Origin of the sequence: Mesobacillus sp. S13 (assembly GCF_020422885.1) — a bacterium.
Classification (GTDB): Bacteria; Bacillota; Bacilli; order Bacillales; family Cytobacillaceae; genus Mesobacillus; species Mesobacillus selenatarsenatis_A.
Window position 1 is genome coordinate 3,150,942 of sequence record NZ_CP084622.1, and the last position, 11,407, is coordinate 3,162,348.

Consider the following 11,407-nt stretch of genomic DNA (forward strand, 5'->3'; position numbering starts at 1 on the left):
TCTTATCCTAACGTTTTTACAATCTCATTTACGAGTAAAAGGAAGTTTGATTTCACTTTTTCAGTCGTTTCGATTACCTCATCATGGCTTAAAGGCTGATCAAGGATCCCTGCTGCCATATTAGATATACAAGAAATGCCGAGCACTTCAAGTCCTGAATGCTTAGCAACGATCACTTCCGGTACTGTGGACATTCCGACTGCATCACCGCCCATTGTACGGATCATTCGTACTTCTGCAGGTGTTTCGTAAACTGGTCCAGGGTTACCGACATATACTCCCTCTTTGAGTGTGAGGTTGTTCTTATCAGCAACTTCTTTCGCAACTCCTCTTAATTTCTTGGAGTAAGCTTCACTCATATCCGGGAAGCGTACGCCAAAACGGGAATCATTTGGCCCAATAAGCGGATTCGTTCCCATATTGTTGATATGGTCAGTAATGATCATTAAATCGCCAGGCTCGAAGCTTTCGTTCACACCGCCAGCAGCGTTCGTAACAATCAGCTTATCAATTCCCAGTTCCTTCATCACGCGCACTGGAAAAGTAACCTTATCCATACTATAGCCTTCGTAATAATGGAAACGTCCTTGCATCGCAATCACTTCCACACCGCTGAGCTGTCCGCAGACCAATTGTCCTGCATGGCCTTCTACAGTCGAAACCGGGAACCCCGGGATTTCGTTGTAAGGAATCTTAACCGGGTTCTCGATATCATCCGCAAGTACGCCTAGCCCTGAACCGAGAATCAACCCAATTTTCGGCTGCTTCTTCAGTTTGTCATTAATAAAAGATACTGCATTTTGAATGTAATTGTAATCCATAACATCCACTCCTTATTTCAATTCATTTAGAAAGCTTGTTCCGTGGTCCGGCATTTTCACATTAAAGTTTTCAGCAACAGTTGCACCGATATCTGCAAATGTTTTACGGACAGGCAGTTCTTTTCCTTCGTTCATTCCTTTTGAATAGACGAGGAGCGGCACAAATTCACGTGTATGGTCTGTTCCGTGATGAACCGGATCATTTCCGTGGTCAGCCGTAATGATAAGCAGATCGTCTTCTTTCAATTTCTCGAATACCTCAGGAAGACGTGCATCGTATTCTTCCAGCGCCTTGCCATACCCTTCAGGATCGCGGCGATGTCCGAACAAAGCATCAAAATCCACAAGGTTCAGGAAGCTCAAGCCTGTAAAATCCTGATCCAGTGTCTGCAGCAATTTATCCATTCCGTCCATATTGGAAACTGTGCGAAGAGAATCAGTTACACCTTCCCCATCATAAATATCAGAGATTTTACCGATGGCCAATACGTCAAGTCCTGCGTCCTTCAGTTCATTCATGACTGTTCTTCCAAATGGCTTCAGTGCATAGTCATGGCGGTTGGATGTTCGTTTGAAGTCTCCAGGTTCACCAATGAATGGTCTGGCGATGACCCTTCCTACCATGTATTTCTCATCAAGTGTCAATTCCCTGGCAATCTTACAAATATCATAAAGCTCTTCAATAGGGATGATTTCTTCGTGAGCAGCAATCTGAAGCACTGAATCAGCTGAAGTATAAACGATCAATGCTCCTGTCTTCATGTGCTCTTCGCCAAGCTCAACAAGGATTTCCGTTCCACTTGCCGGCTTGTTCCCGATGACTTTCCTGCCAGTTCGTGTTTCAAGCTCAGATATCAATTCATCCGGGAATCCATCAGGGAATACCTGGAATGGTGTCTGGATATTCAGGCCCATGATCTCCCAGTGGCCAGTCATTGTATCTTTGCCGTTAGAAGCCTCTTCCATCTTTGTGAAGTAAGCCAGTGGCTTATCTGCTGGAGTGATTCCTTTGATCGCCTCGATGTTACTAAGGCCGAGTTTGCCCATATTCGGCATGTTCAGGCCATTCATTCTTTCTCCGATATGGCCCAGTGTATGGGAACCTTTATCTCCAAACTTTTCAGCGTCCGGGGCTTCACCAATCCCGACTGAATCCATGACGATCAAGAACACTCTTTTATATGTAGTCGACATTCCTTCTCCTCCTTAAAATGGTGAATGCGTTACTAACCTTTTTCACAATTTTATGATACCCTTTTTTATTTCAGATAACCGAATGCTTGCGTTTTCATTTGTCAGAAGTCTGACATCATCATTGTACTAAATTTAAATAAAATTACAAGAAAAAAAGCCGACTTTTAGCCGGCCTTTTATGACAATTCTATGAAACTATTATCCTATTGCGTGAATCGCAGCCTTCATCGGTCAATGCATTAAACACGGAAGGCATCCCGCTGTGTTAAGCACGGGGGTGGAATTTTGTATAGACATCCTTTAATCTTGTCTTCGTGACATGGGTATAGATCTGGGTTGTCGAGATGTCCGCATGGCCCAGCATCTCTTGTACAGCGCGAAGATCGGCGCCATTTTCCAGCAGGTGAGTGGCAAATGAATGTCTCATCGTATGAGGGGTCAGCTCTTTTTCAATTCCCGCTTCTGTCGCAAGACGTTTGAGGATTTTCCAAAAACCCTGACGTGATAGGCCCTTCCCATGGTGATTCAAAAATAAAGAGTCATCTTTATGTTTTTTTGATATAAGTTTCGGACGGCCCTTTTCAAGATATTGCTCAATTGCATCTGAAGCAGTTTTGCCAATAGGAATGATCCTTTCCTTGCTGCCTTTCCCCATGCAGCGGACAAATCCCATAGTCAGGTGGACGTCTGATAATTTCAGTCCTATCAGCTCGCTCACACGGATTCCGGTAGCATACATCATTTCCAGCATCGCCTTGTCCCGATAGCCAAAATGGTCAGTCAGTTTCGGGCTGTCGAGAAGTGTCTCTACCTCTTCCATACTCAATACCTTGGGCAAAGACCGTTCATGCTGAGGACTCTCGATGTGAACCGTGGGATCATGGTCGACCGCCTTTTCCCTCAGCAAGAAATGATGGAAAGCCCTGATTGAGGCAATATGTCTTGCCAGTGTCTTTGACGATTTTCCTGTGTCTTTCAAATGACCCAGGAAATGAACAATTTGAGGACGTTGTACACCGTTTAAGTCCCCAAGCTGTTCAACATTTTTAAGATATGTGATATAACTGTTCAAGTCACGTTTATAGGACACGATCGTGTTCTTCGAAAGCCCTTTTTCAACAACTAAAAAGTGGATAAAGTCGTCAAGCCTGTCTTCCATTCTTATTACTCCCCATTCAGATAAAACAGTAGAAGCCTTTCAAACATACTTCCCTTTTCTTCATCAAAAGTTCCTGACACCTTTATAGCCGCTCCTTCTGGTGCGTCATATCGATGATAACTCTCATACTCTTCGTTAATCCACATGATACCATAATAAAATAAGATTGTGCATCCAGTGAATAATATAAACACCTTTAATGTATGCAGGACCAATCCAAACCACGATTTCATTTTTCTTGCCTCCAAACCGACACATAGAACAAGGGATGCCCCTTTTTCAGAGTCCGTCATGTTCTATTCGACTATACTTAATACTAATCTGTATGCCTATTTGGACAAGAATTATACCTAATGCTAAGGCAATTTCACGAGAAAATAAAAAACCCTTCTTCAATGGAAAAAGGGTTTTGGAATCATTCATCAGTTTCAGTTGTTTCTTTTTCCTGACATCTATGGCAAATGCCGTGGAAAGTCAGGCGGTGATCTTTGATTTTAAAATTCCAGTCTCTTTCAACGATCTCTTCCACATCTTCAAGAAGGTCGTCCTGGATTTCATCCACTGCTCCGCATTCGATGCAGACGAGATGATGGTGGAAATGGGCAGCGCCTTCCTGGCGGAGATCGTAACGAGATACACCATCGCCGAAGTTGATCTTATCGACAATTTTCAGTTCAGTCAGCAGTTCAAGTGTCCGGTATACTGTTGCCAAACCGATCTCAGGAGATTTCTCTTTGACAAGCAAATAAACATCTTCCGCGCTCAAGTGGTCTTCTTCATGTTCAAGCAACACGCGAACAGTAGCTTCACGCTGCGGCGTTAATTTATAGCTGGACGAATGCAGCTGTTTCTTGATTCTCTCAATTCTGTTTTCCATTTCGATAACTCTCACTCCCCCGCCACTATTCTTATATTATATCAGAAGGGGAATGAGATTCAAAATAAAATTATTACAAATAAGAAACAATAGTTATTTTCTTTTAGTAATTACTTTAATTAACGGAGTTGATGACCGCCTTCAACAGTGCTGGAGACAAATACGCCTCCACTCCTGCCGCCATAGCCAGGAAAACAAGCGCAGCGACAAACGCAAAGATATATCTGAAGAATTGCGGCATGATTGGCTGGTTGATTTTCTTCATAAATTGGTTCCTGATCATTTTCAATGAAAAAGTCACCGCCATTGTTGCTGTTATGATGAATACCGGGATAATAATGAAGTTTTGCGGAAGGATGGAAACAAAAGATAAAAGAAATCCGTCCCATTGCATCTGGTTAACAAGAAAGCCGACCGTGAAGCCAACAACCATCCCTTTCATGAAAAGCAGAATCAGTATGACTGGAAGCCCTATGATTGAAACTCCAAGAATCCAGATCAGTCCAATGAATTTCCCATTGTGTAAAAAGCTTTGCAAAAATAAATCTTTTCCGTCCGCTACTTTTCCGGATGCGGCCTGGCCAAAGAACTGCGATAAATAATAGAATAAATCCTCTTTTTGAGTGAAGCTGAGGCTATTCACTATTATGGCCCCAAATATGACTCCCATCAAAAACAGGACAATGACAAAAAGATAGATTGAGGAATATTCTCTTAAATGGGTTACTGCGACGTCCTGGTACCTTCGTTTCTTCATCTCTTTTCCTCCTGCATATTGGTTACTTACTATCATCATATGCATGGACAGAGAGTCTATGACTGCAAAGCTTTCAATTTCCGATTTAATAGAAAACGAAAAGCGTAAGCTCCTTGGTCAGTCCCGACAAGCGTCTCGAGCTGCTCAAAGCTAACGCTTTTCTCAAGATACTCGTGGGAGCACTCTTGGGGATGAAAGCTGGCTAGACGCTGGAGCTGGAAACAAAAATCCGGCCATTTCACATGACCGGATTCATTTAATCAGTTATCTTACCGTATTTTCCTCCACCGCCTGCGTGAAACGCAAGTTGGCCTTTTCTAGCCTTATCTATCGTTATAGCAGTTTTTTCAGGAATGACCTGTTTTAAGGAGTCAAATGGCACTGAATGAAGGACGGCCATTTCTGTACCAAAATGATTCATGAGCTTTTCTAGCATTTTCGGACCCAGCCCTGGTATGAATTCGAGCGGCACCTGGTGGATATATGGTGGCCTTTCATCATAATTATTTTCCTCAGAAGTCCTTAGTTCCAGTATTCTGTCAGCAACACCCTTTATCTTTTTATCAGATCCGCAAACAGAGCACGCTTCATCAAATACTGGACTGTATGTAAGGCAATCTGCACAGACCGTGCGGTGATACTTTCCGAGCTGAGGATCCAGACCATAATTTGCTCTGATCCCCCTGCCTTCCGCTTTGCTTAGTGCAAGTCCCAGTTCTCGGAAAGATGGTTCAGCCATTACAATCTTCTGGTATTCTCTCGCGATTTTTGCAAGTGAATGGGCGTCGGAATTCGTCACGAACGTATAACGGTGAAGCTCAGCCAGCTGGTCTGCCATGTTTGTATCTGAGCTTAAGCCTAATTCAATTCCATCAATCAGGTCTGCATCGAACACCTCTGCAAGAGAATTCCTGACCCCTTTTCCGTATAAGCTTTTAAAGGGCGTAAATACATGAGCAGGGATGAAAATACCACTAAGTTCCTTAACCTTTTTTTGCAAAACATGGCCAGAAACATACACTCTTTGGGAGCTCAAATGAATATTTTTCAAGTGGTTTGCGAGCCAATCTGAAAAAGTTCTCATCTTTTGGAGAGTTGGCAGATAGCATAATACATGAATTGGACCCTGAGTGCTTTCATCATTTATCTCAAGCTCGGAACCAAGGATCACACTCATCCCGCCATAATTCAGTCCACCCTCTGGATGTTCCTGCAGCTCACCTGCTTTAAGCAACTCTTCCATTTCATCTAACACTTCCGGTGAATGGCTGTCAATGACCCCGATCATATTCAATCCTTTATAATCCCTTGCGTGGCGGATTATATTGCTGAATGTGAGTGATTTTGCACCCGTGATTTTAACAGCTCTTCCTGATCTCGCCCTGCCAATATGGATGTGCAGATCAACGAAGTATTCCTCCATTTACTTATCCAACGCTTCCTGCAATTGCAGATGCTGGACTGCATATGCTGTTTTGGCATCAAAGATTTTTTGTTCTTTCACAAGCTGGATCGCCTCTTCAAGGGTTATTTCCAGCAAATTGACAAACTCATCCTCGTCGGCTGCCGCTGGATTGGCCTTTTTAGCAAGCCCAGTTGCTCTATATACATGGATAATCTCATCTGCGAACCCCGGGGAAGTATAGAAGGAGATCAGCCATTCCATGTTGGCACATTCATAACCAGTCTCTTCCTCAAGCTCACGTGCCGCACAAATTTCGGGATTTTCTCCTGCCTCCAGCTTGCCAGCAGGGATCTCAATGATTGTCCGTTCAAGAGCCTTCCTATATTGTTCCACCATGATGATTTTATTATCAGCAGTGACCGGAATGACCGCTACTGCCCCTGGATGCTTGACGATTTCCCTTTTTGATGTTTTTCCATTCGGCAATTCTACATCGTCTACCTGCAGGCTTATGACCTTTCCTGTGAAAATCTGCTCTGTCTTCAATGTTTTTTCCTCAAGCGATTTCATACATGTCCACTCCTGTTCTAATCCGATATCAAATGCTCATACATTTTACCATACTTATCTGAAAGGAGTATGCCTATGAAAATTTACGTCCATGGCCAGGGAATCACTCTTGCTGGAAAGGCGTGGGAAATCAAAACCATCTTAAAAGAGTATGGAAAAAAGCATGAGCTTGTTAAAGATTGGGTAGACGCTGTCAATCAGCATACACGCCGGCCTGAATAGTTGAATACACTCCTTTTTTTCCGTTAAGATGGAATCAATATTGGAACGGAGTGATTTTATATGAAGAGACGGAAACTGGGTACATCTGATCTGTTTGTCAGCGAAATCGGCCTCGGTTGTATGTCGCTTGGGAAGGATCTCTCAAAGGCACAGGGGGTCGTTGAAGCTGCCCTAGAAGAAGGAATCAACTATTTTGATACCGCTGATTTGTACGACTTCGGGGAGAATGAAAAGATAGTCGGACAAGTCTTAAAGAATGTCAGAGAGCAAGTCGTCATCGCTACAAAGGCCGGCAATCGCTGGACTGACGAGAAAGACAGCTGGACTTGGGATCCCTCAAAAGCTTATATCAAAGAGGCCGTCAAGCAAAGTTTGAAAAGATTGGATACTGATTATATTGATCTGTACCAGCTTCATGGCGGGACAATTGAAGATAATATCGATGAAACTATCGAGGCCTTTGAAGAATTAAAAGATGAAGGCTATATTAAATTTTATGGGATATCTTCCATTAGACCAAATGTCATTCGAGAATATGCTCAAAAATCAAACATAGTCTCGGTCATGATGCAGCTCAGCATACTGGACCGCCGCCCGGAAGAAGTTGCGCTCCCGCTTCTTCAGGATAAAAACATCAGTGTGGTAACGAGAGGGACGGTCGCTAAAGGCATGCTCAGTGACAGGATGCTAGAGAAAGCAGCTGCCAAAGGGTATCTCGATTACAGTTATGACGAATTGGCTGTGATCCTTCCTTTATTGAAAGAGAAGGTCGCTTCATCAAGATCACTTGCTGAAGTCGCCATTCAATATAATTTAGCCCAACCTGCCGTAGCTTCCGTTGTCGCAGGAGCAAGCACACCTGAACAAATCAAGGAAAATGCCAGGGCTGCAGGCTCCAATTCCCTGTCTGCTGAAGAAATCCAATTGATTAAGTCCATTACGAAGGCAAATAAATATGAACAGCATAGATAAAAAGAGGAACACCTTCGCATGCAAAAGCGAGAGTGTTCCTTTCTTCTATATGAGTTAATCCAGTTTCTAAGCAAGCATCAACAAAAATGTATAGCCTGCCATTCCAGCGGCAAAGGCCCAAAAGTTACTCTCCCTTTCCTCCGGGAGCTCTTCTTTCATTACATTTAAAATGACTCCGCCTGCAAGAAGGGCAAATAGGACAGCAATAATGTTTTCATTCACTTCCCAGATAATCCCGATTGCCCAGCCTGCCAATATTGCGGCTGCCAGAAGCCATCTCCCTATAACATCATACATGTCCTTGTGTGCTTCCCTGAGCGCATGGTCACTGGTGATGAAGTGGACGGCCAGGGCGATAAAGTAAAAGACCAGTCCCATTTTTGTTTCCTGCTCTCCATGTAGCAGCAAATACCCGATCAAGCTGTTATAGAGAAAAAAAGAAACTATATGGATCCAAAATACTCCTTTTGAAGCCCGGTCCATATTGTGTTTCTCCTGCTGCTTTTTTTTTGAGGTCTTTACCATGCGTTCCAGTCCATAAAAAATGGCCAAACCAATCATTGCCACAATATATGTATGGTTTTCAAAGAACTTTAAGGCATCTGATTGGATACTCCTGTCAAGGACCTCGTTATGTTTATTCAACTCAGGGAGCAGGTGGATGAACACATAGGCTACAGAGATGCCTCCTGCAGCTGATAGCAGTCTACTTCTAGGTACACTGTCGAGAAAAGGTAAATATCTTGAAAATAAATGGATGGAAACAAATCCAGCCGCCAATATGAAAGTGATAAGTAACAAATGCTTTGCTCCTTTGCTTTTTTTACCTAATTGCCCTTTCGCACACGAAGCAAAACATTTTATTCAGGTGCAGAACCCTTTATCTTTCAGGCCTCCACAACATTGCTTTTTGCTCAAGCTCCTTTATAATTGGAGACTTTTCAGCAATATATGAATCAATATCGTATTCATATTTAAGGGCAGCTTTTTCTTTTACCTCAGCATACTTGCTCGCTTCCGATGGGTGAGCCCTTAAGTAATTACGAAAAACAAGATGCCTGTGTAATTGATGGCTGCCTTTTTCAAAAGAGTGCAAATGAACTTTTCGAATTCCGTTTTCGTCATGTTTTTGGAAATAACGCCGCCCAGGGATGCCGTTTTCCCCTTTCGCCTCGTATCCAGCAGCCTCAATCGCGGTTGTCGCCTTATCCACTTGTTCAAGGATGTCTGCTGCTAACATGATGTCGATGATTGGCTTGGCGCTAAGGCCCGGGACAGATGTACTGCCGATATGATGGATTTCAACTTCTCCTCCGTTAAAAATGGATTCAAGAAGCTGCTTCTCTTTTTCAAAAAGAGTTTCCCACTCGGGATTGTATGGAACGACTTCCACTCTTCTCCGGGTCATTTGAACTTCTTCCAATCCATGTCGCTCTCGGAAAGCAATTCTTCAAACGATTTATTCTTTTCCCTTAAACGCTTCTCCTCCTTCTTGCGCTCCAGTTCTGCCTGCTTCTTCTTTTCTTCTTCGTCCTTTAACTCTTGTTGCTGGGCTTTTAGCTTTTGCATGATATCCTGATTCAGGAGATCGCCAAGTGTTGCTGGCTTATCTTCTTTTTTCACTTGTTGCTGGCGTTTTTGTTTCTTTTTCATCGTTGATCCCTCGGTTCTATGTTTTTGGTAACTTGGTTTAAATACTGAGAGCCTTATTTTGGATTGTAAACTAGTCTGTTGATTTCCGTTCCAGGCGCTTCGCTTTCCGCGGGGCTGGCGCTGAGCCTCCTCGTCGCTTTGCTCCTGCGGGGTCTCACCTGACCAGCTAAGCCCGCAGGAGTCTACGCGCCTTCCACTCCAATCAACAGGGCTTATAAAATAAAAATAAATTTAATACAAACATTTGTGATGAAATTATACCATCGGATGCTAACAATTAAAATTTTTCTGAGTTTGCTGCTCTTTAAAGCAAAAGGAACGCCTTTTTAAGGACGTTCCCGTTTTATCAATATGCGTCTAGGATGACTGAGTCGTCTACCTGCAATTCTGGTTCTGTTGATTTGATGACATCGTCGACTGTGTAACCGGAAGCTACTTCAACTAGTTTCAATCCGAAAGGTGTCACGTCTATGACTGCCATGTCAGTGATGATCCGATTGACGACGCCTTTTCCTGTGAGCGGCAGGCTGCATTCCTTAAGGATTTTTGCCTCACCGCTTTTGTTCACATGCTCCATGATGACGATGATTTTTTGGGCACCGTGGACAAGGTCCATCGCCCCGCCCATTCCTTTGATCATCTTGCCTGGAATCATCCAGTTTGCCAGATCACCTGATTCAGCGACCTCCATCCCGCCGAGGATCGCTATATTGATGTGTCCACCGCGAATCATGGCAAAAGACTCAGCAGAATCGAAATACGCTGCACCTGGAATGGCAGTGACCGTTTCCTTACCTGCATTGATCAAATCAGGATCGACGCTTTCTTCCGTTGGGTAGGGGCCGATACCGAGCAGGCCGTTTTCTGATTGAAGGACAACTTGCTTGTCATCAGAGATGAAGTTTGCCACTAGCGTCGGCATTCCGATTCCAAGGTTTACGTAAAAACCATTTTGAATTTCTTTTTCCGCCCGGCGCGCGATTTTTTCCCGGACATTCCCTTTGTTTTTAATCATAAGCCTTCTCCTTTCATGTTCAGCCAGAGTTAACCTCTCACCGTCAGCCTTTCAATCCGCTTCTCCTGATTTCCTTCAATCAGCGTTTGGACATAGATGCTTGGAGTATGGATACTGTTCGGCTCCAATTCCCCAACTTCATATAGATTTTCGACTTCGGCAATGGTGACCCTGCCGGCTGCTGCTATCATTGGATTGAAGTTTCTTGCCGTTTTATGGTAGACGAGGTTGCCCATCTTATCGCCCTTCCAAGCCCTGACAATGCTGAAATCCGCCGTCAGCGACTCTTCCAGGAGGTATTCCTTGCCATTGAACATACGGGTTTCTTTTCCCTCCGCGATTGGAGTGCCTACTCCTGCAGGTGTATAGAATGCCGGGATTCCAGCACCGCCAGCCCTGATTTTTTCCGCAAGGGTTCCTTGAGGAATCAATTCGACTTCGATTTCGCCAGACAATACCTGTCTTTCGAACTCTTTGTTTTCTCCAACATAGGAACCGACCATTTTCTTGATCTGCTTGTTTTTAAGCAAAAGGCCAAGTCCCCAATCGTCGACACCGCAGTTATTCGAAATGACTGTCAGATCTTTTACTCCTTTTTCAACAAGCGCGAGGATGGCGTTTTCAGGAATACCGCAGAGCCCGAAGCCTCCCACCATCAAGGTTGCACCGTCTTGGATATCCGCTACGGCATCTTGAAAGGATGTGCAAATTCTTTTCATCGTTTTTCCCCCTTTTACTATGGATAGCAATGGCCGGCGTCTT

Annotated in this window: 15 protein-coding genes; 2 read left to right on the top strand and 13 right to left on the bottom strand. The window is 43.8% G+C overall.

Going from position 1 to position 11,407, the window contains the following annotated elements; all coding sequences use genetic code 11:
- Window positions 1-2: 2 nt before the first annotated feature.
- The 8 genes from LGO15_RS16160 to LGO15_RS16195 all read right to left on the bottom strand — a co-directional run bounded on the left by LGO15_RS16160 (window position 3) and on the right by LGO15_RS16195 (window position 6,783).
- Entirely contained in the window at window positions 3-821 is an 819-nt protein-coding gene (locus tag LGO15_RS16160; protein ID WP_226085271.1) for a purine-nucleoside phosphorylase, read from the bottom strand.
- Window positions 822-833: 12 nt separating this feature from the next.
- Entirely contained in the window at window positions 834-2,015 is a 1,182-nt protein-coding gene (gene deoB, locus LGO15_RS16165) for a phosphopentomutase (RefSeq protein ID WP_167831435.1), read from the bottom strand.
- A gap of 265 nt (window positions 2,016-2,280) precedes the next feature.
- A complete protein-coding gene (xerD, locus tag LGO15_RS16170; protein WP_167831436.1) occupies window positions 2,281-3,174 on the bottom strand; it encodes a site-specific tyrosine recombinase XerD in 894 nt (297 codons plus the stop codon).
- A gap of 5 nt (window positions 3,175-3,179) precedes the next feature.
- A complete protein-coding gene (locus LGO15_RS16175) occupies window positions 3,180-3,407 on the bottom strand; it encodes a YqzK family protein (protein WP_167831437.1) in 228 nt (75 codons plus the stop codon).
- A gap of 182 nt (window positions 3,408-3,589) precedes the next feature.
- Complete coding sequence (locus tag LGO15_RS16180; protein ID WP_167831438.1) at window positions 3,590-4,051, bottom strand: ferric iron uptake transcriptional regulator; 462 nt, start codon at window positions 4,049-4,051, stop codon at window positions 3,590-3,592.
- A gap of 115 nt (window positions 4,052-4,166) precedes the next feature.
- Entirely contained in the window at window positions 4,167-4,808 is a 642-nt protein-coding gene (spoIIM, locus tag LGO15_RS16185) for a stage II sporulation protein M (protein ID WP_167831439.1), read from the bottom strand.
- 256 nt (window positions 4,809-5,064) lie between these two features.
- A complete protein-coding gene (locus LGO15_RS16190; protein ID WP_226085272.1) occupies window positions 5,065-6,231 on the bottom strand; it encodes an endonuclease Q family protein in 1,167 nt (388 codons plus the stop codon).
- On the bottom strand, window positions 6,232-6,783 hold the full coding sequence (locus tag LGO15_RS16195; protein ID WP_226085273.1) for an NUDIX hydrolase: 552 nt from the start codon (window positions 6,781-6,783) through the stop codon (window positions 6,232-6,234).
- Window positions 6,784-6,858: 75 nt separating this feature from the next.
- Here LGO15_RS16195 and mciZ point away from each other — a divergent pair, with 75 nt between their 5' ends.
- Together mciZ and LGO15_RS16205 are read left to right on the top strand one after the other, a co-directional pair.
- The gene (gene mciZ / locus LGO15_RS16200) at window positions 6,859-7,005 is read left to right on the top strand and encodes a Z-ring formation inhibitor MciZ (RefSeq protein ID WP_167831442.1); all 147 of its coding nucleotides are present in this window, start codon (window positions 6,859-6,861) and stop codon (window positions 7,003-7,005) included.
- Window positions 7,006-7,065: 60 nt separating this feature from the next.
- Window positions 7,066-7,977, top strand: a complete 912-nt coding sequence (locus tag LGO15_RS16205) for an aldo/keto reductase (protein ID WP_226085274.1) — start codon at window positions 7,066-7,068, stop codon at window positions 7,975-7,977.
- 66 nt (window positions 7,978-8,043) lie between these two features.
- On the opposite strand, the gene LGO15_RS16210 is transcribed toward LGO15_RS16205, so the two are convergent.
- The 5 genes from LGO15_RS16210 to LGO15_RS16230 all read right to left on the bottom strand — a co-directional run bounded on the left by LGO15_RS16210 (window position 8,044) and on the right by LGO15_RS16230 (window position 11,364).
- Window positions 8,044-8,778: a ZIP family transporter gene (locus LGO15_RS16210; protein WP_167831444.1), complete on the bottom strand. Its 735-nt coding sequence runs from the start codon at window positions 8,776-8,778 to the stop codon at window positions 8,044-8,046.
- Between the two features lie 79 nt (window positions 8,779-8,857).
- Entirely contained in the window at window positions 8,858-9,400 is a 543-nt protein-coding gene (locus tag LGO15_RS16215; protein ID WP_226085275.1) for a GrpB family protein, read from the bottom strand.
- Window positions 9,382-9,630, bottom strand: coding sequence for a YqkE family protein (locus tag LGO15_RS16220; RefSeq protein ID WP_167831445.1), 249 nt, complete (start codon window positions 9,628-9,630; stop codon window positions 9,382-9,384). Before LGO15_RS16220 ends, LGO15_RS16215 begins: the two co-directional genes overlap by 19 nt.
- Before the next feature lie 346 nt (window positions 9,631-9,976).
- Window positions 9,977-10,645, bottom strand: coding sequence for a CoA transferase subunit B (locus LGO15_RS16225; protein ID WP_226085276.1), 669 nt, complete (start codon window positions 10,643-10,645; stop codon window positions 9,977-9,979).
- Between the two features lie 29 nt (window positions 10,646-10,674).
- Complete coding sequence (locus LGO15_RS16230) at window positions 10,675-11,364, bottom strand: CoA transferase subunit A (protein WP_226085277.1); 690 nt, start codon at window positions 11,362-11,364, stop codon at window positions 10,675-10,677.
- Window positions 11,365-11,407 lie beyond the last annotated feature (43 nt).

Excerpts from the sequence above, each read along its gene's own strand:
- LGO15_RS16160 (WP_226085271.1), bottom strand. The coding sequence starts at position 821 with ATGGATTACAATTACATTCAAAATGCAGTATCTTTTATTAATGACAAA.
- deoB (WP_167831435.1), bottom strand. The coding sequence starts at position 2,015 with ATGTCGACTACATATAAAAGAGTGTTCTTGATCGTCATGGATTCAGTC.
- xerD (WP_167831436.1), bottom strand. The coding sequence starts at position 3,174 with ATGGAAGACAGGCTTGACGACTTTATCCACTTTTTAGTTGTTGAAAAA.
- LGO15_RS16175 (WP_167831437.1), bottom strand. The coding sequence starts at position 3,407 with ATGAAATCGTGGTTTGGATTGGTCCTGCATACATTAAAGGTGTTTATA.
- LGO15_RS16180 (WP_167831438.1), bottom strand. The coding sequence starts at position 4,051 with ATGGAAAACAGAATTGAGAGAATCAAGAAACAGCTGCATTCGTCCAGC.
- spoIIM (WP_167831439.1), bottom strand. The coding sequence starts at position 4,808 with ATGAAGAAACGAAGGTACCAGGACGTCGCAGTAACCCATTTAAGAGAA.
- LGO15_RS16190 (WP_226085272.1), bottom strand. The coding sequence starts at position 6,231 with ATGGAGGAATACTTCGTTGATCTGCACATCCATATTGGCAGGGCGAGA.
- LGO15_RS16195 (WP_226085273.1), bottom strand. The coding sequence starts at position 6,783 with ATGAAATCGCTTGAGGAAAAAACATTGAAGACAGAGCAGATTTTCACA.
- mciZ (WP_167831442.1), top strand. The coding sequence starts at position 6,859 with ATGAAAATTTACGTCCATGGCCAGGGAATCACTCTTGCTGGAAAGGCG.
- LGO15_RS16205 (WP_226085274.1), top strand. The coding sequence starts at position 7,066 with ATGAAGAGACGGAAACTGGGTACATCTGATCTGTTTGTCAGCGAAATC.
- LGO15_RS16220 (WP_167831445.1), bottom strand. The coding sequence starts at position 9,630 with ATGAAAAAGAAACAAAAACGCCAGCAACAAGTGAAAAAAGAAGATAAG.
- LGO15_RS16225 (WP_226085276.1), bottom strand. The coding sequence starts at position 10,645 with ATGATTAAAAACAAAGGGAATGTCCGGGAAAAAATCGCGCGCCGGGCG.
- LGO15_RS16230 (WP_226085277.1), bottom strand. The coding sequence starts at position 11,364 with ATGAAAAGAATTTGCACATCCTTTCAAGATGCCGTAGCGGATATCCAA.